We start from the raw sequence: 25,259 nt of genomic DNA on the forward strand, positions 1-25,259 counted from the left end.
TATAGGCCCTTTGCAGCCGGGCCGACAATGTCGCTGCAGGTGAAATAACGCATAGACCGGCCACTGCGTTGAACGGCCGACGGCCGTCCCGGTCCGCGCGAGCTATCCCGGGCAGCAACCACCGCGAGCCGCAGCCGGAATCAGATGTCGAGGTTCGCCACGTTCAGGGCGTTGTCCTGGATGAACTCGCGCCGCGGCTCGACCTCGTCGCCCATGAGGCGCGAAAATAGACCGTCGGCGTCCGTCGCGTCGGACACCCGCACCTGCAGCAACGAGCGAACGTTCGGGTCGAGCGTCGTCTCCCAGAGTTGCTCGGCGTTCATTTCTCCAAGGCCCTTGTAACGCTGCAGGTTGAGGCCCTTGCGGCCAGCGGCAAAAACCGCGTCGAGCAGCGCCCGAGGGCCGCTGATCTCGGCTTGGCTTTCCTTGCGCTTCAGCGTCGGCGGGATCGCGTAGATGTCCTTGAGGCGCTCCGACATCTGGTCGATGTAACGGGCGTCCGATGAGCCGATCAGCGCCATGTCGAGATGGGCAAACTCCTTGACGCCGCGCACCATCCGCTCGAACTTCAGCCCCCCATCGGTGGCCACGGTGCCTGTCCAACCACGCTCGGTCTCTTCGGCGATCAGGTCCAGGCGGCGCGCCACCTGTTCGGCCATCTCGGCATAGTCTTCGCGGTTGTGGCTTAGTTCGAGGTTCAGTGCGCCGCAAATTGCCGCCTGCTCAACGATCCCACGATTGTACCGGGAGTGCAGGCCGTCGAGCAGCGAGCGCAGGCGCATCGCGTCCTGGATGACCTCGCGCATGTCCTGGCCGGCGCGCACCTCGCCCGAACCGAGTTCCAGCGCCGCATCCTCGAGGCCCGCGGTGATCAGATACTCGTCCAGCGCCTTCTCGTCCTTCAGGTACTGGGACGACTTCCCGCGCGATACCTTGTAGAGTGGCGGCTGGGCGATATAGAGGTGGCCGCGCTCGATCAACTCCGGCATCTGCCGGAAGAAGAAGGTCAGAAGCAGCGTGCGGATATGCGCGCCATCGACGTCGGCGTCCGTCATGATGATGATCTTGTGGTAGCGCAGCTTCTCGGGATTGAACTCGTCCTTGCCGATCGAGGTACCGAGCGCGGTGATCAGCGTGCCGATTTCCTGGCTCGAAAGCATCTTATCGAAGCGGGCACGCTCGACGTTGAGAATCTTGCCGCGCAGCGGCAGGATCGCCTGGTTCTCGCGCGACCGGCCCTGCTTAGCCGAGCCGCCAGCCGAGTCACCCTCCACGAGGAAGACCTCGGACTTTGCCGGATCGCGCTCCGAGCAGTCGGCGAGCTTGCCGGGCAGCGAGGAAATGTCGAGCGCACCCTTGCGGCGCGTCAGTTCGCGCGCCTTGCGGGCCGCCTCGCGGGCAGCGGCGGCTTCGACGACCTTGCCGACCAGCACCTTGGCCTCCGAGGGGTGCTCCTCCAGCCAATTGCTCAGCGCCTCGTTGACCAGGCTCTCCACGACCGGCCGGACCTCGGACGACACGAGCTTGTCCTTCGTCTGGGACGAAAACTTCGGATCGGGGACCTTGACCGACAGGACGGCGGTCAGGCCTTCGCGACAGTCGTCGCCGGTCAGCGATACCTTCTCCTTTTTCAGGATGCCCGAGCTCTCGCCGTAGGATACGACCTGGCGCGTCAGCGCACCGCGGAAGCCGGCAAGATGGGTTCCGCCATCGCGCTGCGGGATGTTGTTGGTGAAGCAGAGCACGTTCTCATGGTAGCTGTCGTTCCACCACATCGCCACCTCGACCGTGATGCCGTCGCGCTCGCCGCGGATGGCGATGGGCTTGGGCACCAGCGGCTTCTTGGCACGGTCCAGAAAATGGACGAAAGCCTCCAGGCCGCCGTCATACATCATCTCGTCCTGCCTGACGTCGGAGTGGCGGCGGTCGGTCAGCAGAATGCGCACGCCCGAGTTCAGGAAGGCGAGTTCGCGCAGCCGGTGCTCGAGCGTCTGGTAGTTGAATTCGATGTTGGAGAACGTCTCCGGGCTCGGCAGGAAGGTCACCTCGGTGCCGGTCTCATCGCCGCAGTCGCCGGTGATCCTCAGGGGTCCGTCGGCAACGCCATGGGTGAAGCTCATCTCGTGGATGTGGCCGCTGCGGCGGATCTTCAGTCTGAGCATGACGGACAGCGCGTTCACGACCGACACACCGACTCCGTGCAGTCCCCCGGAAACCTTGTAGGAGTTCTGGTCGAATTTTCCGCCGGCGTGCAGTTGGGTCATGATGACCTCGGCGGCGGAGACCCCTTCCTCCTTGTGGATGTCGGTCGGAATGCCGCGGCCGTTGTCCGTCACGCTGACCGATCCGTCGGCGTTGAGGGTCACGGTCACGAGGTCGGCATGCCCGGCCAGCGCTTCGTCGATGGCGTTGTCGACCACCTCGTAGATCATGTGGTGCAGGCCGGAACCGTCGTCGGTGTCGCCGATATACATCCCCGGCCGCTTGCGCACCGCGTCCAGGCCCTTCAGAACCTTGATCGAATCCGCGCCATACTCGGCCGCGCCGCCGGTCTCGGTCTCATGCGTATCAGTCATAAAGGGTGTCTTTCCAGGGTTCCTGAGGAGGAGGACGGAAACGGCGAATCACCGCTCACCGGTCAAGCAAATATAGGGATTTTGCCACCGCTTTCCAAATCATGTGGGGGTCAATAGCGGCAGAATTCGGGGGATCAGCCCGTTTTCCGCCGCGAATTGCAGGCCTTTTCAAGAATACCGGCAAGCCGCCTGATCGTCTCGGGTGGCAGATCGCGGATTTCGACGGCCAGGCGATTGGCGAAGGCGGTGTATTCCGGCGGCAGCCCGGCGGTATCGACGATGATGCGCGGATCGGAAATGCCTGCAATCCGGAACAACTCCTCAGCCTCGTCCCAGATAACGTTGAAATAGCCGGCGACGCGCTGCAGGAAGTCGAAGCTTGGCGTACCGCGCCGGCCATGCTCCAGCGCCGAAAGATAGGCCGGAGAGACGTTCAACGCCGCTGCCATTTCCTTCTGGGACACGCCCTTCCTTGCCCGCAGGTGGCGCACCGCGACGCCGAACGGTGTCGTCATCGCTCGGCCCCTTTCACGCGGGCGAGGCGGACATAGAGCGCGCCCTCGCCGCCGTGATTGCGGGCCGCGGTTTCATAGGAGGAAATCAGCGGCCGGAACTCCGGCAGCGAGAACCAGAGCGGAACCGCCCGTTTCAAAGCGCCGTCGCTGCCGAACGACGTGCCCTTGCCGGTGATGACCAGGACATGCCGAAGTCCGCGGGCATGGGCATTCAGGATAAAGTCGAGCAGAAACCCGTGCGCTTCGCTCTGGACCATCCCGTGAAGATCGATCCGAGCCTCGAGCGCCAGCCGCCCCTTGGCGATCTTGCGCTTGACCGGCCGCTCCAGCGGATTATGCCGCCCATCGCGGGATGGGGCGCCGGCGGTTAGCCGGATTCCTGCATCGCTCGCCGGCTGTCGACCCGATGCGGGTGCGGTTGGCGCCGCTGCCGGCTTCTCGTCCGGCATGGTCAGCGCCTCGGCCGCCTCGAGGTCCTCGAGCCGGCCCGGCAGAGCCCGTGCGCTCCTGGCAACCTTGCCCCAGAGAATGCGATCCTCGACGCTGAGCGGCTTATGCTTTGCCATGGCCAAGTCTCTGTGCGGCCGTCTTCGGCACGAAGACATAGAAATCAGCGGGGTTGCGGACGTTTCCGGCAAGATCGCCGGCCGCATCGCCGGAGCCGGTAAAGATATCGCCACGCGCCGGTCCGACGATCGCAGAACCGGTGTCGAGCGCCAGCATGGTCCGGGCGAAGGGTCTTCCGCCGTCAAGATGGGTCAGGCTCTCGCTGCGGATAAAGAACGGCGTGCCAAAGGTATGGATCAGACGGTCGACGGCCAGCGACCGTCCCGCCACGATCGGCACCTTGGCGGCCGCCACCGGTCCGAGTCGATGATCCTCCACCGGTGCATCGCGGAAGAAAATATAGGATCGATTATGCCAGAGCACCTCGTCGACTCGGTCCGGGTGGCGGGCGAGCCAGTAGCGGATCGAGGCCATGGAGACCGTGGCCGCATCAATCTCCCCGCGGTCGATCAGGAGCCTGCCGATCGGCGAGAAGCGGTGCCCGGTCTTGGCCGCGTAGGTAATGCGCCGCACCGTGCCGTCCGGATAGAGCAATCGGGCGGCACCCTGGATGTGAATGAAAAACACATCCACCTTGGAGCGCGCGTAGGCGATTTCAAGCCCCTGCCCGGCGAGCAGACCACGGTCGATCGCAGCACGGTCGGGATACTCCTCGATCCCGCTTTCCCGTTGTCGCCCGAACGCTAGATAGGGATCAAAGCCTTCCGGCCTGTTGGTGTCGTCGATGTCGACGAGATCTTGGGGCCGGCGATGGAAGGGAAAGCGAAACGCGTTGTCCGGCGTCGCCCGAACCTCGACCTCCGGCTCGTAATAGGCCGTGACGATGCCTTGCCCGCCGTCGGCCGCCGCAATCAGAAAGGGCTGGAACCTGGCCTCGAAGAAGGCCCGCGCCGCGGCTGTGTCCGACGGCGCGAAAGAACCCGCCGCCGCAAGTTCCGGCAGCAGGTCTTGGGCGGTGATGCCGAGCGATCCGGTGCGGTAGGGCTTGGTGCCGAGGATATGGTCGCGGCAACGCCGCATCGGCTCCAGCAGTGGCGTCGGGTCGTCTTCCGTCCATCCGGGCAGATCCGAGAAAGCGACCGGGGTCAGGCGGAAGTCCATGGTTGTTCCGATCAGCCTTCCGATTCGGTGGCGATCAGCTTCCAGTTGGGATCGCGTGAGCGGATATCGCGTGCGAACGTCCAGACGTCGTTGACTTCCGCGACCGATTCCGCGTCGCCATCGATCAGGCTGCCGGCCTTGTCGTAGGTGGCGGAGATCAGCTGGCTGACGATGCGAATGGTGATGTTGACCTCATGGTCCTTAACCTCGGCCGAGAGGATGTCTGCCTTCTCGATCCCGACGAAGTTCGACTTGACGACCTCGCCCTTGCTTTCGCGCTCCGAAATGGCCGCATCGAAGCCTTCATAGACGTCGCGGGACAAAAGGTTCTTCAGGGTCTTGCGGTCACCGTCGGCAAAGGCGACGACGACCATCTCGTAGGCGAGCTTGGCACCGTTGATGAACTCCTTCGGGTTGAAGGAAGGATCGGCATCGACGACGCGGCGGAGCGACTGGTTGAGCGGGTTGCCGGCGGTAACGAGCGCATCGACCTCGGCATACGCGCCTTCCTCCGCCTCCGCGCCGTCGCGGCGCGGCAGGGTGACGACCTTGCTGCCATCGGGCTTCGGAAGCGTTTCGGCAGACTCACGGCGCGAGTATGGATCGAAGGGCGGCTTCTCATTCCCCGTGCGCCGGCCAAGAACGTTGCGGAGCTGCAGAAAGATCACCACCGCCGCCACAAGGAAGAAAACCGTTATAAAGTCGAATGAGCCCATATCGATCCGGAACCACCGTTCACCTTTTCATCTTGATCCCCATATAAGCCGCAAACGTCCATTCTTCAAAGGTCCGCGGCAGCGTTTGTGCGATTGGGCGCGTTCTCCTTGACCCTGCAGCGGAAAGCAGGACAAGGAGTTGTACTTTTACAGCGCCGCAACGCGCCAAACACGGCCACCCAGTCCCAATGATGAAATCGATCGTCGCCCTTTTCGCTCTTTCGCTTCCGCTCCTGGAAATCGCCGGGTTCGTCGTGGTGGGACGGCTCATCGGCCTCGGGCCTACGCTGCTGCTCGTCATCATATCGGCGGTGGTGGGGATGGCGATCCTGCGGAGACAGGGCTTTCAGGCCCTTGCCGGGCTGCGGCGAAGGTCGTTTTCACGGGAACTGCCTGCCGAGCGCTTTCTCGATACCGCGATGGTACTCCTTGCCGGCCTGCTGCTGATCGTGCCCGGTTTCGTAACCGACGTGCTCGCCCTGGTCCTGCTGCTGCCGTTCGTCCGTCGGATGCTGGCAGCCCGGCTGGCCAGCCGCTTCGTCGTCGTTGACCTCGATGCCGCCGCGAGACCGGATTATCCGCCTCCTTCGACGCCGCGGACCATCGATCTGGACGCCGACGATTTCAGTCGCGATAACCGTCGCTGAGGCGCGAAGGGGCTGGCCGCCGGAGTGCCGCAGGGTTGTAAGCCCATTGTCGAAGTGCTAGACCGCTGCCCACCTTTTTACGTCCCGAGGAAAGATCATGGCAACCGACAACCAATCCGCCAACAGCGCGGCCAGCCCGTCCATCAACATCCTGGCCCAGTATGTGAAGGATCTTTCCTTTGAGAACCCCGGCGCCCCGCGCTCGCTGCAGGCGCGTGACAAGGCCCCGTCGATCAACATCAATGTCAACGTCAACGCCAACCCGCTGTCGGAAACCGAGTTCGACGTTATTTTGTCGCTGAATGCCGAAGCCAAGGACGACACCAAGGTCCTGTTCAACGCCGAACTGGCTTACGGCGGGGTCTTCCGCATCTCGGGCTTCCCGCAGGAGCACATGCTGCCGGTGCTGTTCATCGAATGCCCGCGGCTGCTGTTTCCCTTCGCCCGCCAGATCATCGCCGATGCGACCCGCAACGGCGGCTTCCCGCCGCTGATGATCGACCCGATCGATTTCGCCCACATGTTCCAGCAGCGGATGGCCGAGGAGCAGTTGAAGGCGAAGGTTGCCACGACCACGCCGAACTGATCGGTCTGATCCGTCATCCTGGATCGCCTACGCCCGGCTCCGCCGGGCGTTTGCATTTCAGGACGATGCTTCTGCTTCCTGCTGCCGGTATTCGAGCCAGATCGCCTTGGCGCCGATCTTCTCGACCATGGCCGCATGCGCCGCGAGTTCTGCGGGACTGATCCGGTCCGGCAGCGGTCTTGGGCGACGACCGATCGGCAGCACGATCTCCTCGCCATCGGCCGCTTCAAGCGCATCACGCCGCTCGGCAATGCCCAGCCCCAGCGCGGCCTGCCGCCCGCCGATCATCTCGATATAGACTTCGGCGAGCAGTTCGGAGTCGAGCAGGGCGCCGTGCTTGGTGCGATGCGAGTTGTCGATGCCATAGCGGCGGCAGAGCGCATCGAGCGAGTTCGGGCCCATCGGGTGCTTGCGGCGCGCCAGCGCCAGCGTATCCGTAACCCGCTCGGCCGGAACCGGCGGGATGCCGAGGCGCTCGAACTCCGCGTTGATGAAGCCCATGTCGAAGGTGGCGTTATGCGCGACCCACCGGGCGTCGCCGAAAAAGACCTGCAATTCCTCAACGATCTCGGCAAAGACCGGCTTGTCCTTCAGGAACTCGTCGGAAATGCCGTGCACCGCAAGGGCGTCCGGATGTACCTTGCGGTCACCTGGATTGATGTAGACGTGGAAGGTCCGGCCGGTCGGAAAGTGGTTCTCGAGCTCGATGCCGCCGATCTCGATGATCCGGTCGAGCCGGTTGTCGAGACCGGTCGTTTCCGTGTCGAAGATGATCTCACGCATCGCCGCTGATTTCCTTGTTAAGGGCCTCGACGATCTGTGCCACCTGTTCGCGCGCTTCTTCAAGCCCACCGTCGGTGTTGACCACAAAATCCGCTCTGGCGCGCTTCTCTGCATCGGGGAGCTGTCGCGACAGCAGCATCGTGAACTTCTCGTCGGTCATGCCCGGTCTTGCCAGCACGCGCTGACGCTGGGTTTCCGGCGCGCAGCTGACAACGACGATCTTGTCGACCCGTTTTTCCCCTCCGGTCTCGAACAGCAAGGGAATGTCGAGGACAACGTAGGGTGCCCCGGCGGCTCGTTGCGCATCGAGGAAAGCGACCTCCCTGCCCCGGACCAGCGGATGAATGATGGCCTCGAGCCGCGCAAAGCCCTCAGGCCGCGCCGAGAGTTCCGCCGCGAGCGCCTTGCGGTCGACGACACAGTCGATGACAACACCCGGAAATGCCTGCCCGACCGGTTCGACGGCTTCGGCGCGATAGAGGTCATGGACAGTAGCATCGGCATCGTGCACCGGAACGCCCAACTCGCGGAACATCGCCGCCGTGGTCGACTTGCCGGTCCCGATCGATCCGGTCAGTCCGACGACGATCATGCGTGGTGCTCCATGTCGTCGATGATGCGCTGACGGAGGGCCGCATCGACCTGCGGCCGCCGGCCAAACCATTTTTCGAAACCCGGCACCGCCTGGTGCAGCAGCATGCCGAGCCCGTCGACGGTCGCAAAACCCTGTTGCTCGGCCTGCTGAAGGAAGGGCGTCTTCAGCGGCACATAGACGATGTCGGTGACGATCGCGCCGCTTGCCAATCCACTGAAGTCCAGTTCCGGCGCCGCCTCGCCGGCCATGCCGAGCGACGTCGTGTTGACGAAAAGCCCGGCACCCTGCATCACCTCGGCAAGTGCGTCCATGCCGTGGGCGTGGATCCTCGCACCGAACCGGTCCGCCAGTTCGCGGGCGCGGGCGACGGTGCGGTTCACGACGTGGATCTCGGCAAGGCCGCGATCGCCGAGCGCCTGCAGCACCGCGCGGCTCGCTCCGCCGGCGCCGAGCACGACGGCGCGGTCGGCCCGCTCCCAGCCCGGCGCATGCTCGTCGAGGTTGGCGACAAAGCCGCGGCCGTCGGTGTTGGTGGCGTGGATCAGACCGTCCTCGACCCAGAGCGTGTTGGACGCACCGAGTTCCTCGCTAAGCGCATCGGGCCGGTCCGCCAGCCTAAAGGCTGCTTCCTTGTGCGGAATCGTCACGTTGCCGCCGACGAACTTGGGGTGCTTGTCCCTGAGTGCGGCGATGAACGCAGGAAACGCCTGCGGCGCCACGTCCTGGCGCGTGTAGCTGCCGGCAATGCCAAGCTGGTCTAGCCAGTAGCCGTGGATCAGCGGCGAGCGCGAATGCCGGATCGGGTGACCGACGACAAACGCATGGTTAACAAATGTTTCACGTGAATCATGCATCGATCGTACCCATGGCGCGCAGTTGGCCGAGAAGGGGGAGCATCGGCAGGCCGATGATGGTGAAGTAGTCGCCCTCAATCCTCTCGAACAACTGGATCCCCTCACCTTCGAGCTGATAGGCGCCGACGCTGCCGAGGGCCCGCTCGCCGACCCGGGCCAAGTGGCGATCGATGAAGGCGTCCGACAACGACCGCATCGTCAACAGCGCCGTTGAGACGTGGCGCCATCTGGTTTCGCCGCCATGGCAGATCGCGACCGCGCTGTTGAGCGCATGCGTACGTCCCGACAGGGCGCGCAGGTGCTCGCGCGCGTCGGCCATGTCGCGCGGCTTGTGGAAAATCCGATCGTCGAGGGAAAGCGTCTGATCGGATCCTATCACAAGGTGTTCGGGATACCGGGCGGCCACCTCCTGTGCCTTTGCTTCGGCCAGGTGCAGCGCGATCTCCGATGGCGAGGCGGCGTCGTCGAGTTCCTGCTCGATTGCGCGCTCGTCGATGGCGGCGGCGATCGCCTCGAAGACCAATCCCGCATTCTTCATCAGCATGCGGCGAAACGGACTTTGCGAGGCAAGAATCAGCGGTCGGGTCATGGATGAATGCCTTCTTCGTCCATCGGGCTTAGCGGAGCTTCGGTCTCAGGGCAACAATTGCCGCCGCCGTCTCCTCGATCGATCGCCGGGTTACGTCGATGATCGGCCAGTTGTGACGGGCGCAGACCGAACGGGCATATTTGAGCTCCTCGGCGATCTGCGCCCTGTCGGTGTAGTCCTCGCCGTGGAAATCCTTCGCCGACCCGAGAACCCGGTTTTCCCGGACTTGAGCGATCCGGTCGGTGGTGGCGATCAGGCCGACAACCAGCGGCCGCGACACCTGCGACAGGCGCTCCGGCAGAGGGACGCCGAGCACGATCGGGATGTTGGCGGTCTTTATGCCGCGATTGGCGAGATAGATACTGGTCGGCGTCTTCGAGGTACGGCTGATGCCGACCAGGATCACGTCGGCCTCTTCCAGGTCCGCCGGCAACTGTCCGTCGTCGTGGTCCATGGTGAAATTCAGCGCTTCGATGCGGGCGAAATATTCGGCGTCCATTACGTGCTGGGCACCGACCCGTCGCCGCGATGTCGCCCCCAGATAGGATTGAAAGACATCGATGATCGGCTCAAGCACCGAAACGCACGGCAGTCCCATCTCGCGGCAGCGCTGGTCGATGGCGGCGGAGAGTTCCCGGTCGACGATCGTGTAGAGCACGATGCCGGGAGCGGCATCGATCGCATCGAGAACCGGCGCGAGCTGCTTGCGGTTGCGCACGAGCGGATAGACGTGCTCGAGGGCCTGCGAGGCCTGGAACTGCGCGGCCGCAGCCCGTCCTGCGGCGATTAGCGTTTCGCCGGTCGAATCGGAGATCAGATGCAGATGGAAGTAGTTTTTGTGGTTCTCCACATGATCCTCCGTGGGCTGTTGATAGAGCGGGACAAAACTGCCGGTCATCAGCCCGGGGGCGGCCGGCCGGGGAAAACCGCCAGTTTTTCCACAAATCGGATTTCGGCGGACGGCCTTTCGCCGGGGTTGTGGAAAAATGGAAGCGGGCGGCATAGTGTCACGCAGTTTCAGAATCTGTCCACAGGCTGTTCAAAACGGGCCATGGCGCAACACACTGAATCGCAATCGTTTTCTTCGTTATTCACAAATTCGGCTGTTTCGGAGCGATCTTCTGCTCCAGCCTTTGCCGATTCCGGCGGCGGCGGACCAGGTGTGGACGGGATTTAATCCTTGATAGTCACCGACTCTAAGAAATAGAAACCTCTTCAATATAGATTTCTTTGTTAGAGGGAGTACCGCACCGGTGGCGAGCGGAACGCGAAAGATCGTCGATGTGCTGAACGGCAACACCGTCTTCCCGCCTCCGATCTGGCTGATGCGGCAGGCAGGACGATATCTGCCGGAATATCGTGAGACCCGGGCAAAAGCCGGCAGCTTTCTGGATCTGTGCTATTCGCCCGAACATGCGGTCGAGGTCACCCTGCAGCCGATCCGGCGTTACGGTTTCGACGCGGCGATCCTGTTCTCCGACATCCTGGTGATTCCCGATGCCCTGAAGCGGCAGGTTCGCTTCGATGAGGGGCATGGTCCTCGGATGCAGCCCTTGAGCGTTGACGAGATTCCATCGCTCTCACCCATGCCCGTGATGGAGCATCTGGAGCCGGTGATCGAGACCGTTCGCCGTCTGCGCCGCGAACTGCCGTCCGAAACGGCGTTGCTCGGCTTCTGCGGTGCACCCTGGACGGTCGCCACCTACATGATTGCCGGGCATGGCACGCCGGACCAGGCGCCGACCCGGCTGTTCGCCTACCGGGAGCCGAAGGCATTTGCCGCCCTGCTCGACATCCTGGCCGAGAAATCCGCCGAGTATCTGGTCGCCCAGATCGATGCCGGTGCCGATGCCGTGCAGATCTTCGATTCCTGGGCGGGTGTGCTCGGTGAGCCCGAGTTCGCGGCCTATGCGGTCAAGCCGGTCCGCCGCATCATCGATCTCGTCCGGGCGCAGCGGCCGAATGCCAGGATCATCGCCTTTGCCAAGGGTGCTGGAATGCTGCTGAAGGATTACCGGCAGGGTACGGATGCCGATGCGATCGGACTCGACTGGACTGTTCCGCTGTCGTTTGCAGCCGATCTGCAGAAGGACGGGCCGGTGCAGGGCAACCTCGATCCCCAGCGCGTCGTCGCCGGCGGGGCAGCGCTCAGGGACGGCGTGGATGCGATCCTGCAGGCGCTTGGTAACGGCCCACTGATCTTCAACCTCGGCCATGGCATCACCCCGCAAGCCGACCCCGCAAACGTCGCGGAACTGGTAAACCGGGTCAGGGGATCGTCGCGATGAGCACCCGCCAGACGGAAGGCGCTGTCGGCCGTCGCGCCGCGCTGCGCGCCGTCACAGTGCTCGGCTTGTTCGCTCTGATAGCCGCGGCGCTGGTCGCCTTTCCTCCGGAGAGCCTCTATCTCTGGGTCAAGGCGCTCCACATCGTCGCCGTGATCTCCTGGATGGCCGGGCTGCTCTACCTGCCGCGGCTGTTCATCTATCACACGGACGCCCCCCCCGGATCGCAGATGGATCAAACTTTCAAGACGATGGAGGGGCGCCTCTACCGCGTGATCATGAATCCGGCGATGATGCTGAGCTGGGCGCTCGGGCTCTATCTCGCCTGGTCGGTCTATGGTTTTTCCGGTGGCTGGCTGCACGCAAAGCTCGCTCTCGTGCTGCTTCTGACGGCGGTGCATAGCTTCTTTGGCCGTGCGGTCGCCGCCTTCCAGCGCGACGACAACCGCATCAGCGCGCGGCGCTGGCGCGCCCTCAATGAACTGCCCGCCCTGCTGATGGTGGCGATCGTCGTGCTTGTCGTGGTGAAGCCATTCTAGGGCACATCCGTGACAAGCGACCAACCGGACCGTGGTGCTCCTGCCGTGCAAGGTTTGCTCCCAAGCGCTACTCGTTCAGGGATCGCACGTAGCCGATTGGCAGAAACCTGACTGGAAATTTCGCAAGGGACTTGCGGGGTGTCATATGAACGGCTATTTTCCGCCCATCTCATCTCATCTTTCGTGGCATGTGTATCCGCTTTGTGAACTGCACCCCTCCGCAGTTCGGTCTCGACCCGCACGCCAGTTTTCCATCCTAAAATCACGCATGGTCCCCCTTCATGGCTGAAATGAAGCTACAAGAACTGAAGAACAAGACGCCGACCGATCTGCTTGCTTTTGCCGAGTCGCTCGAAGTCGAAAACGCCAGCACAATGCGCAAGCAGGAGCTGATGTTCGCGATCCTGAAGATGCTTGCCGCCCAGGACACCGAAATCATCGGCGAGGGTGTCGTCGAAGTGCTTCAGGACGGCTTCGGCTTCCTGCGTTCGGCGAACGCCAACTATCTGCCGGGACCCGATGACATCTACATCTCGCCTTCCCAGATCCGGCGCTTCTCGCTGAAGACTGGCGATACGGTCGAGGGACCGATCCGCGGCCCGAAAGAGGGCGAACGCTATTTCGCGCTGCTGAAGGTCAACACGATCAATTTCGACGACCCGGAGAAGATTCGCCATAAGGTCCACTTCGACAACCTGACGCCGCTCTATCCCAACGAGCGGTTCAAGATGGAACTCGAGGTCCCGACCTCCAAGGACCTGTCGCCACGCGTCATCGATCTCGTCGCGCCGCTCGGCAAGGGACAGCGCGGGCTGATCGTCGCACCGCCGCGTACCGGTAAGACGGTTCTCCTCCAGAACATTGCCCACTCGATCACCGCCAATCACCCGGAATGCTATCTCATCGTCCTGCTGATCGATGAGCGGCCGGAGGAAGTGACGGACATGCAGCGCTCCGTGAAGGGCGAAGTTGTCTCGTCTACTTTCGACGAGCCGGCAACCCGGCACGTTCAAGTGGCTGAAATGGTCATCGAAAAGGCCAAGCGTCTGGTCGAGCACGGTCGCGACGTGGTGATCCTGCTCGACTCGATCACCCGCCTCGGCCGCGCCTACAACACCGTCGTTCCCTCCTCCGGCAAGGTCCTTACCGGCGGCGTCGATGCCAACGCGCTGCAGCGGCCGAAGCGCTTCTTCGGCGCCGCTCGCAACATCGAAGAGGGCGGTTCGCTGACGATCATCGCCACCGCGCTGATCGACACCGGCAGCCGCATGGACGAGGTGATCTTCGAAGAGTTCAAGGGCACCGGCAACTCCGAAATCGTGCTCGACCGCAAGGTGGCCGACAAGCGCATCTTCCCGGCAATGGACATTCTCAAGTCCGGCACCCGCAAGGAGGATCTGCTGGTGCCGCGGCAGGACCTGCAGAAGATCTTCGTCCTGCGGCGCATCCTTGCGCCCATGGGCACAACCGATGCGATCGAGTTCCTGATCGACAAGTTGAAGCAGACGAAGAACAACGGTGATTTCTTCGATTCGATGAATACCTGATCCGGATTCATAGCCGGATTCAAATCTGGAAGACTGCAGGCGCTTTGCCGGCGCCTGCGATACCCCCGCCTCCCGTGCGAGTTAGGGACGCACAATGGCTGGACCTTTCGAGGCACATGGTGTATCGGACCGGCTTGCGAGCGGCGGGTCCATCGGGACGCGCCACGCCCTATTGTCCCCCTTGGCATCCGTGATCTCAAATGGTCGGCACTGACACCATTTTCGCGCTATCCAGCGGCGGACTCCCCTCCGGCGTGGCTGTGATCCGCATCAGTGGGCCGGGCTGCCGCGAGACGCTGGTGACCATGTCCGGTGGCTTGCCGCCGCCGAGGCTCGCAACCCTTCGTTCGATTCGAGACCGAAACGGTTCCTTTCTGGATCAGGGATTGGTGATTTTCTTCCCCGGGCCGGCATCGTTCACAGGCGAGGACACGGCGGAACTGCATATCCACGGCGGCAGGGCGACGGTCAGGGCGGTTCTGCAGGCACTTGCATCATTGCCAGGTCTGCGGGCGGCGGAGGCCGGCGAGTTCAGCCGCCGCGCATTCCACAATGGCAAGCTCGACCTCGTTGAAATTGAAGGATTGGCAGACATTGTGGCTGCCCAGACCGAGATGCAGCGCCGGCTTGCCCTGGAGCACGCCGCCGGCGGCGTCTCCGAGCTTTACGAGAATTGGACGCGTCGCCTGACCCACGCCCGGGCAATGATCGAAGCCGAGCTGGATTTTGCTGACGAGGAGGACGTGCCGGGTGCCATCGGCCAGACGATCCGCGCCGACCTCCATGCTGTCATCGACGAGATCGAGTGCCATTTGCAAGGAGCAAGGGCTGGCGAAATCATCCGGGATGGTCTGACCGTGGTAATTACCGGTCCTCCGAATGTCGGGAAGTCAAGCCTGCTTAACTATTTGGCCAGGCGCGACGTCGCCATCGTCACCGACATACCCGGAACGACCAGGGATATCGTTTCGGTGGATCTCGATCTGGATGGATTCGCCGTCCGGATCCTCGATACGGCCGGCATTCGCGACACGGCCGAACTCGTCGAACAAGAAGGAATCCGGCGCGCCAGAACCGCCGTAGCCAATGCGGATCTCGTCCTGGCACTGCAGGATGGCGCCGAGGTCCGAGTACCGAGCGTGCCAATGCCGAACGGCGCTGCGCCGGTCATCCGGGTTGTCACCAAAGCAGACCTGCTTGGCGATATTAGCAGCACTCCGGACGCACTCGCGATCTCCACGAAGACGGGTGCCGGAATGAACGAGCTGCTCGACCGGATCCGGGCACATCTGCCGCAACTGTCGGAGGCGACTGCCTTTGCCGTGCCGTCGCGCGAGCGGCACAATGAGGCGCTGCGGACGGCGCTCCATGCGATCGACGAAGCGCTTCGGCTGCCCGGGGATGAGTTGGAACTGCAGGCCGAAAGCCTGCGGAGAGCCGCGCACGCCATTGGCCGGATCACCGGGCAGGTAGACGTCGAGAACTTGCTGGACATCGTCTTTTCGGAGTTCTGCATCGGCAAGTGATTCACGTGAAACAGAGACTGCAACGCAGGCGAGTCTGCGCTAATGTTTCACGTGAAACGATTCAATCGGCCCCGATCAAGAGGCAGGGTAGACATGAATTATGATGTAGTGGTGATTGGTGGCGGACATGCCGGTTGCGAGGCCGCCGCTGTGGCGGCACGGGCGGGCGCCAGGACCCTGCTCCTCACCCATTCACGGCAGACGGTCGGCGTTATGTCCTGCAATCCCGCCATCGGCGGGCTGGGAAAGGGGCATCTGGTCCGGGAGATCGACGCTCTGGACGGACTGATGGGGCGTATTGCCGACCGCGCAGGAATCCAGTTTCGGCTGCTCAATCGCCGCAAGGGCCCGGCCGTGCGCGGTCCACGCACCCAGGCCGACCGGAAGCTCTATCGCGAGGCGATGCAGGCGGAGATCGCCGCGATTGCCGGCCTCGACGTGATCGAGGGCGACGCCTTCGACATCGATGCCGCAGACGGGCAGATCAAGGCGGTCATTACCGCCGACGGGCGTCGCATCGCTTGCGCAGCCGTCGTTCTGACGACCGGCACGTTCCTGCGCGGGCTGATCCACATTGGCGATGAGACCATGCCGGCCGGCCGGATGGGTGAGCGCCCCTCCGAGGGCCTGTCGGACACGCTGGGCCGCCTTGGCTTGCGTCTCGGGCGCCTCAAGACCGGCACGCCGGCGCGGCTTTCCAGTAAAAGCATCGACTGGGCGGCAATCGGGCGGCAGGCTGCCGATGCCGACCCCGTGCCGTTCTCGTTTCTGACCGACCGCATCACCAATCCGCAAGTCGAGTGTGGTGTCACGCGCACCACCCCAACAACCCACCGGATCATTGAGGAGAACATCGGGCAATCGGCCATGTACTCCGGGCAGATCAAAGGGGTTGGACCGCGTTATTGCCCGTCCATCGAGGACAAGATCGTCCGCTTCGGCGAGCGCGACGGCCACCAGATCTTCCTCGAGCCCGAGGGGCTGGACGATGACATCGTCTACCCGAACGGCATTTCCACCTCCCTGCCCGCCACAGTCCAGGCGGAGTTCATCCGCACCATTCCCGGGCTGGAGCGTGTCGAGATTCTGCAGCCCGGCTATGCCATCGAGTATGACCATGTCGATCCGCGCGAGCTTTCGCCGGCATTGGAGGTAGCGAAGATGCGCGGGCTGTTCCTCGCGGGCCAGATCAACGGCACCACCGGCTATGAGGAAGCGGCGGCGCAGGGGCTCGTCGCCGGCCTGAACGCCGCGCGCAAAGTGGGTGGCCAGGCGCCGTATCACTTCAGCCGGACCCAAAGCTACATCGGCGTGATGATCGACGACCTGACCTCACGCGGGGTCGCCGAACCTTATCGGATGTTCACCTCGCGAGCGGAGTACCGTCTGTCGCTGCGGGCCGACAACGCCGACATGCGCCTCACTCCCGTTGCGATCGAGCTGGGCATCGCCGGCTGGGAGCGGCGCCAGAAGTTTCAGGATTGGCAGCGCGAGCTCAACCGTCATCGTGAACTGGCCAAAAGCCTAACGATTACGCCAAGCCAGGCGGCGCAGCACGGATTGCGCCTCAACCAGGATGGCCAGCGGCGGAGCTCCTACGAGCTGCTCTCCTATCCGGAGCACTCGATCGCGTCCCTCGCCGCCATCTGGCCCGAACTGGAGAACGCATCGCGGCGCAGCCGCGAGGCGCTGGAGATCGAGGCGGCGTACGCGGTCTATATGGATCGGCAGGCCGCCGACATAGCCGAGGTTCGCCGTGAGGAGGAACGCGCCATCCCCGCTGATTTTTCATTCGAGGCCTTGCCCGGTCTGTCGAACGAGCTTCGTCAGAAGCTGACGCGCGATCGGCCGGCCAATGTCGCCCAAGCCGCTCGCATTGACGGAATGACCCCGGCGGCGATCTCGCTGTTGCTCACCGCGTTGCGCCGAACCGAAATGGAAAGCCAGAACGGCGCCAGACGGAGCGCTGCAGAATGAGGGCTACGGATCCATCGTTCGATCAGCTGGCTGTTTCACGTGAAACCAATGAGCGCCTGCAGCGGTTTGTGGCGCTCTTCGACAAGTGGGCCCGCTCGATCAACCTGGTGGCGCCATCGACGCTCGATGATTTCGGCGAACGCCACATCCGCGACAGCGCCCAGATCTTCCAGCTTCATCCCCATCCGGTCCGATGGGTCGATCTCGGCAGCGGTGGTGGCTTTCCCGGCATGATCACCGCCATCCTGTTGCACGAGACGAGCGGCGGCTGGGTGCATCTCATCGAGAGCAACAATAAGAAGGCCGCCTTTCTGCGGACGGCGATCGGTGAGACCGGCGCCCGGGCAAGCGTGCATCCGATTCGGATCGAAACGGCGGCGTCCGTCGTGCCGCAGTGCGACGCCATATCGGCGCGGGCGCTGGCGGATCTGCCGACGTTGTTCGGATTCAGTGAACCCTGGATGAAAAGCAACCCGCACTGCCGGGGCTTCTTCCACAAAGGCCGGGATTACCAGGCTGAAGTGGACAAAGCGATTGGCCGCTGGAGTTTCGATCTGGTACAACACGACAGTGTCGTAGAGCGCGATTCTGTCGTGCTGGAGATAGCGAATCTTTCCCGGATCAATCAGTGACGGCGGACCCCATGGCAAGCCTATCCAACCGGATCATCACCATAGCGAACCAGAAAGGCGGGGTTGGCAAGACCACCACAGCCATCAACCTGGCGACGGCCTTGGCGGCGATCGGCGAGAGCGTTCTAATCGTTGATCTCGATCCGCAGGGAAACGCTAGCACCGGCCTCGGCATCGAGCGCCGCGACCGCAAGCTCTCGTCCTACGATCTTCTGATGGGGACACACGGCATTTCCGAGATCGTTCAACCCACAGCGGTGCCGAATCTGGCCATCCTCCCGTCGACCATGGATCTTCTCGGCATCGAGATGGAGATCGCCGGCGCAAGTGACCGTGTCTTCCGGCTGCGGCGCGCACTTTTTGCGGATGATGCGGCAGCCTATTCCTACATTCTCGTTGATTGCCCGCCGTCGTTCAACCTGCTGACGATGAACGCGATGACGGCGGCGCATTCCGTTTTGGTACCGTTGCAATGCGAGTTCTTCGCCCTCGAGGGATTGAGCCAGCTGCTTGAAACGGTCGACCAGATCCGCCGGACCGTCAATCCGTCGCTGGATATCCAGGGTATCGTGCTGACGATGTATGATTCGCGCAACAATCTGGCGCTGCAGGTCGTCAATGACGTCCGGACTCATCTTGGCGAGAAGGTGTACCACACGCTCATTCCTCGAAATGTCCGGGTCTCCGAAGCGCCGTCCTACGGAAAGCCGGCTATCCTTTACGATCTGAAATGCGCTGGAAGCCAGGCCTATCTGCAGCTCGCTTCGGAGGTGATCCAGCGCGAACGCCAGCGCAAGGCAGCATAAGCTAACCGGAAGTGGTGATCATGAGCGACGACAATTCCAAGCGGCGTCTCGGCCGTGGCCTGGCAGCCCTGATCGGCGAGATGGATCGGCCGATGGTGACCGCGGATACGCCAGCACCGGCCGCCGTCAATGCCGACCGGCTGGTGCCGATCGAGTTCGTGGGGCGCAACCCGCGCAACCCGCGCCGTTACTTCGACGAAGCCGAGCTGCAGGACCTGGCCGCTTCCATTCGCCAGCATGGCATCGTCCAGCCGGTTGTCGTGCGCACCATCGCCAATGAGCGCTACGAGATCATCGCCGGCGAGCGGCGCTGGCGAGCGGCACAGCTCGCCGGCTTCGTGGAGATACCGGTGATTGTCCGCGATGTCGACGACCGCACCGCGCTCGAGATCGCCATCGTCGAGAACGTGCAACGGTCGGACCTCAATCCGCTTGAAGAGGCGCTGGGCTACGAGCAGCTGATTGCCGAGCACGGCTATACGCAGAACGACCTCGGCGAGATCATCGGCAAGAGCCGCAGTCATGTTGCAAACAGCCTGCGGCTGCTGAAGCTGCCTGAGCCGGTCCGCGACATGCTGGCTTCGGGGACGCTGTCCGCCGGCCATGCGCGTGCCCTCGTTCCGACCTCCGATCCCACCAGCTTGGCGAAGACGATCGTCGCCAAGGGACTTTCGGTGCGTGACGCAGAGCGGCTGGCACAGAACGATATCAAGGCGCAGACCGATCCGGAGCACGGCCGCAAGCCGGTGCACAGGGACGAGAAGGATGCCGATACGCTGGCGCTCGAGCGTACGCTCTCCGACAGCCTTGGTCTGGATGTGACCGTCAACCACAAATCCGGTGGCGGCTACTTGCGTATCAACTACAAGACGCTCGACCAACTCGAAGAAATATGCCGGCTTCTGGAGCGGCGTTAAGCGGGACGCCGAGGTAATAGCGCTGCCAGCCGGCAGTCTCGAATCTCCCACGGGCCTTCGTTGCTGACGCAATGTTAGCCGGATTCCATGACTGCAGCTGCGGTGTCAAGCGGAGTTTGCACGGCAATGGTACCTTCGAGAGCAGGCCGTTCACGGCTTTGCAGGATGCCGAAGCCTGGCCGTTTCGCGGCGGATGGCCGGCAGCTGCCGGGTTTTCAGCGCTTGTTCGATGACCGGTCTGCGCCTGAAATGGAGGTGGCGGCCGAGCGTTCCAAAGACCTGACCGGCCCTCGGCGCTTGTCAGCCATTTCGGTATTGATAGCGCTGCCTGCCTGGCAGCCTCGAATTTGCCACGGTCATTGTCTCAGACCTTGTTGAGATACATGCACCGCTGCCGGTGGAATCATCGCAGTTGCGGTCGGTCAGCGGCGCGCCGACTGGAGCACCGTGCCAAGCAGGGTCTGCATGGCAATGGTACCTTCGAGAGCAGGCCGTTCACGGCTTTGCAGGATTGCCGATTGAAGCCTGGCCGTTTCGCGGCGGATGGCCGGCAGCTGCCAGGTTTTCAGCGCTTGTTCGATGACCGGTTTGCGCCGGAAATGCAGGTGACGGCCGAGCGTTCCTAGCACCTGAGCGGCGGCCATTCGCTTTTCATCCATTTCGGCGCGCATCAAATCCAGCAACTGGAATTGCCTGAGGCAAGACTGCAGAACGAGAAAGACCGGCGTTTTCGAGCTCATGATCTTCTGCATGGCGTTCAGGAATGCGGCCTGCTCACCCTTCAAGATGGCGTCCACGGCGTCATCGACAGATATGGCGCTCGCATCGCCGATCGCCGCCAGTACGTCTTCCTCCTCGACCACCACGCGGCCGTTGCAATAGAGGGCCAGCTTGCGGATCTCGTTGCGCGAGGCAATGCGGTCGCCGCCGATCAGGTCCATCAATCGCTGCCGGGCCGCCGGGACGATGCGAAGACCCGCGGCTTCCAGTTCCTTGTCGACAAGCGCGCTCAAGGCGCGGCTGTCGTCGGGGTAACAGGGAATCGCGATGGCGCCACGTGCCCCCTCCACCGCCTTGCGCAAGCCGGCGCCCTTCTTCAGATCGCCAGCCTCGATTAGCAAGGTCACGCCGCGCGGCGGCTCCTTGTCGAGGATCCCAATGGCGTCCAGCAACGGTCGCTCGTTGGCAGCGTCTTTGATCCAGACCAGACGGTCGCCGCCAAACAGGCCGATCGCATTCATCTCGTCGAGCAGGCGGCCCGGTTGGCCGTTGAGCTCGGTGGCCGCGATCTTCAGTACAGAGAATGCGTCATCGAGCGGAACTCCCGTCTGACGGGCCAGCTGCGCCGCCCGTTCCGAGACGAGGCCGCGATCCGGCCCGTAGACCAGGAAGATGCCACCCGAACGCGGGGCCCTCTGCAGGAAGGCCTCGAACTCGTGTGACTTGATCTCGGCCATGGAAGCTAACGTTGCGCTAGTGCGGCAGCCACGTCGGCACTGATAAGCTCCGCCAGTTCGCGCGCCGCCCTGTTCTCGGCATCACGGATCGCGCGCAGCTTCGCAAACTCCTGGGTCGGGAAGTCAACGAGGGCCACCACCTGCCGCCTGCCGGAGCGGAGTGTTTCGCCGGATTCCGCGAGGGCAAGATTGTAATCGGCCGTCATAACGATCCGGCCGGCGCGGGCCACGTCGTCCGAGGAGCGGAGCAGAACGCCGGTGGCGCGCGACCGGACATTCATTTCCATGTTGTAAGCTGCGTCGGCCGGTTCGCCGCGGCCACCACCCAACAGGAAGACCAGTTCGTTGCGGACCCTTTGCTCGACCCGGCTATCAGCCTCCGAAATCGATACGGAAGCTGCCGCAGACTCGGTGTTGGAACCGGTTGAGTAAAGCGGGCGAGCCTGACATCCGGCTACAAGTCCCAGAGCAATCATTCCAAATGCCGTTGCGGCCAGCTTCCTCATGCGCGATCCGTCACACAACAACATTCACGATCCTCTGCGGAACGACAATGATCTTCCTTGGGGTCTTGCCGGCTAGCGCCGCCTGCACCTGTTCAAGGGCCAGAACGGCCGATTCGATCGCCATCTGATCCGCGTCGCGCGCAATTGTCAAATCGGCCCGCTTCTTGCCATTGATCTGCACCGGAAGGGTCACCTCATTCTCGGCGACCAAGGTCTCGTCGTAGGCCGGCCACGCGGTTCGTGCGACGAGATCGCCGCCGCCGATCGCCTGCCAGCACTCCTCGGCCAGGTGCGGCATGATCGGAGCGATCACCGCGACCACGATTTCGACAGCGTTGCGCAGGGCCGCGGCCATGTCGGCTTGTATCTTGCCCTCGCCGGCGGCGGCAAGCGGGGCGGCGATCGCGTTGACGAGTTCGTAGATGCGGGCAACCGCCTTGTTGAAGGCCAGCTTGTCGTAATCGGCCTGAATTGCCTTGAGCGTCCTGTGGGCCGTCCGGGAAATGGCCAGCGCTTCGCCATCGGTGCCGGGCCGCGACGGTACCGTCTTCAGCACGGCGGCTGCTTCGGAGACGAGACGCCAGATACGCTGGACGAACCGATGCGCCCCCTCCACCCCGGCTTCCGACCAGATGACGTCACGGTCCGGCGGCGAATCGGAGAGCACGAAGAAGCGTGCCGTGTCGGCCCCATAGGAGGCGATGATGTCGTCCGGGTCGACGACGTTCTTCTTCGACTTCGACATCTTCTCGATCGAGCCGATCGAGATCTCTTCGCCGGATTCGATGTGTACAGCGTGCCGCTTGCCGTCGACCTCTTCGATGCGGATCTCCGCCGGCGTCACCCACTCGCGCTTGGCTCCCTCGCCGCGGCTGTAGGTCTCGTGCACGACCATGCCCTGGGTGAACAGCCCCTTGAAGGGCTCCTTCACGTCGAGGTGGCCGGCGACCTGCATGGCACGGGTGAAGAAGCGTGAGTAGAGCAGGTGCAGGATGGCGTGCTCGATGCCGCCGATATACTGGTCGACCGGCAGCCAGGCGTCGGCGGCGGCAGGGTCGGTCGGCCGGCTCTCCCACGGCGCGGTGAAGCGGGCGAAGTACCAGGATGAATCGACGAACGTGTCCATCGTGTCGGTCTCGCGCCGCGCATCCTTGCCGCATTGCGGGCAAGCGACATGCCGCCAGGTGGGGTGACGGTCCAGCGGGTTGCCGGGACTGTCGAAGGTGACGTCGTCCGGCAGCTTGACCGGCAGGTCGGCCTTCGGAACCGGAACGACGCCGCAGTCATCGCAATGGATCACCGGTATCGGGCAGCCCCAGTAGCGCTGGCGGGAAATGCCCCAGTCGCGCAGCCGGAAATTCACCTTGCGCTCACCCTGCGGCGCGTTGCCGAGCATCGTCTGCGTCAACCTGCTCGCCACCGCCTCGAATGCGGCTTCGGTGGTCAGGCCGTCCAGAAAACGCGAATTGATCATCACGCCATCGTCGACATAGGCCTCGTCACTGATCGTGAACGTCGAAGCGTCCCCGTCCTCGGGCATGACGACCGGCACGACCGGCAGGTCGTACTTGCGGGCAAAATCGAGGTCGCGCTGGTCGCCGGATGGGCAGCCGAAGATGGCGCCGGTGCCGTAGTCCATCAGCACGAAGTTGGCGACATAGACCGGCAGCTCCCAGCTATCGTCGAGCGGGTGGCGGACGCGGATGCCGGTGTCGATGCCCTTCTTCTCGGCCGTCTCGAGCGCGGCCAGCGAGGTTCCAGCGTGGCGACATTCATCGCAGAAGGCCGCGATGGCGGCGTTCTGCGCCGCCGCATCCCTGGCGATCGGGTGGTCGGCGGAGATCGCCAAGAACGAGGCGCCAAACAGCGTGTCGGGGCGGGTGGTATAAACGCTGACTTCGCCGGCATCCGTCAGGCCGGCCCGCTCGGTTATCTCCCAGCGGATTAGCATGCCTTCGGAGCGGCCGATCCAGTTCTTCTGCATGAGCCGAACCTTCTCCGGCCACTGGTCGAGCTCGTCCAGCGCCTTGAGCAGGTCGTCGGAGAAATCGGTGATCTTGAAGAACCATTGCGTCAGTTCGCGCTGCTCGACGAGCGCGCCGGAGCGCCAGCCGCGGCCGTCGATCACCTGCTCGTTGGCGAGCACGGTGTTGTCCACCGGGTCCCAGTTGACCTTCGACTGCTTGCGATAGACCAGCCCCTTCTCCAGGAAATCGAGGAACAGGCGCTGCTGTTGCTGGTAGTAGGCAACGTCACAGGTGGCGAACTCGCGCGACCAGTCGAGCGACAGGCCCATCGCCTTTAGTTGCGCCCGCATGGACGCGATGTTCTGGTAGGTCCAAGCGGCCGGATGGACGCCACGCTCCATCGCCGCGTTCTCGGCCGGCATGCCAAACGCATCCCAACCCATCGGATGCAGCACGTTGAAGCCGCGGGCCCGCTTGTAGCGCGCCACCACGTCGCCCATGGCATAGTTGCGGACGTGACCCATGTGGATGCGCCCCGACGGATAGGGAAACATCTCCAGCACGTAGTACTTTTCGCGCGGGTCGTCGTTTTTGGTCAGGAAGACGTTCTCGTCGTTCCACCTTGCCTGCCAGCGGGGCTCCGCATCGCGCGGGTTGTAACGTTCGGTAGCCATGTCGTCGATGTTTCCGGATAAGCTGATCGGGCAAAGCCCATGCGAATTTGTGGCGAGACCTTCACCATGAAACCGCCATAGCGTCAAGGTTTCCGCGCTGCCGCGACCGGCGCAAACCGTACGCGGCAGGCCGGCGGACTTGGCAAGCGAGGGCGATTTCGCTACGTCCGGGGCAGGATCAGGCAACGGAGGTCGGCATGGAACTGGAAGAGCGTCTGCACGAGGTTCGCGACCGGATCGGCGCGGCATCCGTGGCAGCCGGTCGTGCACCGGATGCAGTGGTGCTGGTGGCGGTGTCCAAGACCTTCGGGGCGGAGGCTATCCGCCCCGCGATCGCCGCGGGCCAGCGCGTCTTCGGCGAGAACCGCGTGCAGGAGGCCCAGGGCAAATGGCCGGAACTGCGGGCCGAGACGCCGGGCCTCGAACTGCATCTGATCGGTCCCCTGCAGTCGAACAAGGCGGCCGATGCCGTCGCGCTGTTCGACGTGATCGAGACCGTCGATCGCGAGAAGATCGCCAGGGCGATCGCGGCGGAGATGCAGCGGCAAGGACGGCGGCCCCGGCTCTATGTGCAGGTCAACACCGGGCTTGAGCCGCAAAAGGCGGGGATCGCACCGGATGATACGGCCGCGTTCGTCGATTTCTGCCGCAATCAGCTCGGGCTGGAGATCGAGGGCCTGATGTGCATCCCGCCAGCAGACGAGAACCCCGGTCCGCATTTCGCCCTTCTTTCGAAGCTCGCCGGAAGGGCCGGGCTCGCGCGCCTGTCTATGGGCATGTCCGGCGATTACGAGACTGCCATTGCATTCGGGGCGACGAGCGTGCGCGTCGGATCGGCGATCTTCGGAGCCCGCTGAGGCGGCAGCTGGCCGCGGACCGGCCGGATCGCCGCACCCT

At 63.5% G+C, this 25,259-nt stretch carries 24 protein-coding genes; 11 read left to right on the forward strand and 13 right to left on the reverse strand.

The genetic code is table 11. The features are described 5' to 3' along the window. Nucleotides 1-140: 140 nt before the first annotated feature. The 5 genes from gyrB to C7449_RS07250 all read right to left on the reverse strand — a co-directional run bounded on the left by gyrB (nt 141) and on the right by C7449_RS07250 (nt 5,475). Entirely contained in the window at nt 141-2,576 is a 2,436-nt protein-coding gene (gene gyrB / locus C7449_RS07230; protein WP_108002138.1) for a DNA topoisomerase (ATP-hydrolyzing) subunit B, read from the reverse strand. Nucleotides 2,577-2,710: 134 nt separating this feature from the next. Continuing rightward, complete coding sequence (locus C7449_RS07235) at nt 2,711-3,091, reverse strand: helix-turn-helix domain-containing protein (RefSeq protein ID WP_108002139.1); 381 nt, start codon at nt 3,089-3,091, stop codon at nt 2,711-2,713. Next, nucleotides 3,088-3,657, reverse strand: a complete 570-nt coding sequence (locus C7449_RS07240; protein ID WP_108002140.1) for a Smr/MutS family protein — start codon at nt 3,655-3,657, stop codon at nt 3,088-3,090. Before C7449_RS07240 ends, C7449_RS07235 begins: the two co-directional genes overlap by 4 nt. Next, the gene (mltA, locus tag C7449_RS07245) at nt 3,644-4,759 is read right to left on the reverse strand and encodes a murein transglycosylase A (protein WP_108002141.1); all 1,116 of its coding nucleotides are present in this window, start codon (nt 4,757-4,759) and stop codon (nt 3,644-3,646) included. The genes C7449_RS07240 and mltA overlap by 14 nt, the downstream gene beginning before the upstream one ends. A gap of 11 nt (nt 4,760-4,770) precedes the next feature. Continuing rightward, nucleotides 4,771-5,475: a Tim44/TimA family putative adaptor protein gene (locus tag C7449_RS07250; protein ID WP_108002142.1), complete on the reverse strand. Its 705-nt coding sequence runs from the start codon at nt 5,473-5,475 to the stop codon at nt 4,771-4,773. A 188-nt stretch (nt 5,476-5,663) separates the two neighbouring features. Here C7449_RS07250 and C7449_RS07255 point away from each other — a divergent pair, with 188 nt between their 5' ends. Together C7449_RS07255 and secB are read left to right on the forward strand one after the other, a co-directional pair. Then, nucleotides 5,664-6,122, forward strand: a complete 459-nt coding sequence (locus C7449_RS07255; RefSeq protein WP_108002143.1) for an FxsA family protein — start codon at nt 5,664-5,666, stop codon at nt 6,120-6,122. 97 nt (nt 6,123-6,219) lie between these two features. Further along, nucleotides 6,220-6,708, forward strand: coding sequence for a protein-export chaperone SecB (gene secB, locus C7449_RS07260; protein ID WP_108002144.1), 489 nt, complete (start codon nt 6,220-6,222; stop codon nt 6,706-6,708). A 57-nt stretch (nt 6,709-6,765) separates the two neighbouring features. Here secB and dnaQ read toward each other — a convergent pair whose 3' ends face one another. Genes dnaQ through C7449_RS07285 form a run of 5 tightly spaced genes read right to left on the reverse strand, consistent with a single transcriptional unit; the run spans nt 6,766 to nt 10,379 of the window. Next, nucleotides 6,766-7,491 carry a DNA polymerase III subunit epsilon gene (gene dnaQ, locus C7449_RS07265; RefSeq protein ID WP_245414310.1) on the reverse strand — a complete coding sequence of 242 codons (726 nt, stop codon included), beginning with the start codon at nt 7,489-7,491 and terminating at the stop codon, nt 6,766-6,768. Beyond that, nucleotides 7,484-8,083: a dephospho-CoA kinase gene (gene coaE / locus C7449_RS07270; protein WP_245414311.1), complete on the reverse strand. Its 600-nt coding sequence runs from the start codon at nt 8,081-8,083 to the stop codon at nt 7,484-7,486. Before coaE ends, dnaQ begins: the two co-directional genes overlap by 8 nt. Beyond that, on the reverse strand, nt 8,080-8,940 hold the full coding sequence (locus tag C7449_RS07275; RefSeq protein WP_108002146.1) for a shikimate dehydrogenase: 861 nt from the start codon (nt 8,938-8,940) through the stop codon (nt 8,080-8,082). Before C7449_RS07275 ends, coaE begins: the two co-directional genes overlap by 4 nt. Then, nucleotides 8,933-9,529 (reverse strand): Maf-like protein, encoded by a 597-nt coding sequence (locus C7449_RS07280; protein WP_108002147.1) that lies wholly within the window; start codon nt 9,527-9,529, stop codon nt 8,933-8,935. Before C7449_RS07280 ends, C7449_RS07275 begins: the two co-directional genes overlap by 8 nt. Before the next feature lie 28 nt (nt 9,530-9,557). Next, nucleotides 9,558-10,379: a pyruvate, water dikinase regulatory protein gene (locus tag C7449_RS07285; protein ID WP_108002647.1), complete on the reverse strand. Its 822-nt coding sequence runs from the start codon at nt 10,377-10,379 to the stop codon at nt 9,558-9,560. Between the two features lie 403 nt (nt 10,380-10,782). Here C7449_RS07285 and hemE point away from each other — a divergent pair, with 403 nt between their 5' ends. The 8 genes from hemE to C7449_RS07325 all read left to right on the forward strand — a co-directional run bounded on the left by hemE (nt 10,783) and on the right by C7449_RS07325 (nt 19,758). After that, nucleotides 10,783-11,817: a uroporphyrinogen decarboxylase gene (gene hemE / locus C7449_RS07290; protein ID WP_108002148.1), complete on the forward strand. Its 1,035-nt coding sequence runs from the start codon at nt 10,783-10,785 to the stop codon at nt 11,815-11,817. Beyond that, nucleotides 11,814-12,353, forward strand: coding sequence for a protoporphyrinogen oxidase HemJ (gene hemJ, locus C7449_RS07295; RefSeq protein WP_108002149.1), 540 nt, complete (start codon nt 11,814-11,816; stop codon nt 12,351-12,353). Before hemE ends, hemJ begins: the two co-directional genes overlap by 4 nt. 281 nt (nt 12,354-12,634) lie before the next feature. Continuing rightward, nucleotides 12,635-13,900, forward strand: a complete 1,266-nt coding sequence (gene rho, locus C7449_RS07300; protein WP_108002150.1) for a transcription termination factor Rho — start codon at nt 12,635-12,637, stop codon at nt 13,898-13,900. Between the two features lie 200 nt (nt 13,901-14,100). Beyond that, nucleotides 14,101-15,426: a tRNA uridine-5-carboxymethylaminomethyl(34) synthesis GTPase MnmE gene (gene mnmE / locus C7449_RS07305; protein WP_108002151.1), complete on the forward strand. Its 1,326-nt coding sequence runs from the start codon at nt 14,101-14,103 to the stop codon at nt 15,424-15,426. Nucleotides 15,427-15,468: 42 nt separating this feature from the next. Beyond that, a complete protein-coding gene (gene mnmG / locus C7449_RS07310; RefSeq protein ID WP_245414312.1) occupies nt 15,469-17,403 on the forward strand; it encodes a tRNA uridine-5-carboxymethylaminomethyl(34) synthesis enzyme MnmG in 1,935 nt (644 codons plus the stop codon). Then, a complete protein-coding gene (gene rsmG, locus C7449_RS07315; protein ID WP_108002153.1) occupies nt 17,400-18,035 on the forward strand; it encodes a 16S rRNA (guanine(527)-N(7))-methyltransferase RsmG in 636 nt (211 codons plus the stop codon). Before mnmG ends, rsmG begins: the two co-directional genes overlap by 4 nt. A gap of 11 nt (nt 18,036-18,046) precedes the next feature. Then, on the forward strand, nt 18,047-18,841 hold the full coding sequence (locus tag C7449_RS07320) for a ParA family protein (RefSeq protein ID WP_108002154.1): 795 nt from the start codon (nt 18,047-18,049) through the stop codon (nt 18,839-18,841). A 20-nt stretch (nt 18,842-18,861) separates the two neighbouring features. Next, nucleotides 18,862-19,758, forward strand: a complete 897-nt coding sequence (locus C7449_RS07325) for a ParB/RepB/Spo0J family partition protein (RefSeq protein ID WP_108002155.1) — start codon at nt 18,862-18,864, stop codon at nt 19,756-19,758. Nucleotides 19,759-20,180: 422 nt separating this feature from the next. On the opposite strand, the gene holA is transcribed toward C7449_RS07325, so the two are convergent. The 3 genes from holA to leuS are packed head-to-tail and all read right to left on the reverse strand — an operon-like array spanning nt 20,181 to nt 24,362. Continuing rightward, nucleotides 20,181-21,215, reverse strand: coding sequence for a DNA polymerase III subunit delta (gene holA / locus C7449_RS07330; RefSeq protein ID WP_108002156.1), 1,035 nt, complete (start codon nt 21,213-21,215; stop codon nt 20,181-20,183). A gap of 5 nt (nt 21,216-21,220) precedes the next feature. Continuing rightward, a complete protein-coding gene (gene lptE / locus C7449_RS07335) occupies nt 21,221-21,721 on the reverse strand; it encodes an LPS assembly lipoprotein LptE (protein WP_245414313.1) in 501 nt (166 codons plus the stop codon). 10 nt (nt 21,722-21,731) lie between these two features. Further along, nucleotides 21,732-24,362, reverse strand: a complete 2,631-nt coding sequence (gene leuS, locus C7449_RS07340; RefSeq protein ID WP_108002158.1) for a leucine--tRNA ligase — start codon at nt 24,360-24,362, stop codon at nt 21,732-21,734. Nucleotides 24,363-24,559: 197 nt separating this feature from the next. On the opposite strand from leuS, the gene C7449_RS07345 reads away from it, so the two are divergent. Beyond that, nucleotides 24,560-25,219: a YggS family pyridoxal phosphate-dependent enzyme gene (locus C7449_RS07345; protein WP_108002159.1), complete on the forward strand. Its 660-nt coding sequence runs from the start codon at nt 24,560-24,562 to the stop codon at nt 25,217-25,219. Nucleotides 25,220-25,259: the final 40 nt, after the last annotated feature.

This window comes from Mycoplana dimorpha, assembly GCF_003046475.1.
Classification (GTDB): Bacteria; Pseudomonadota; Alphaproteobacteria; order Rhizobiales; family Rhizobiaceae; genus Mycoplana; species Mycoplana dimorpha.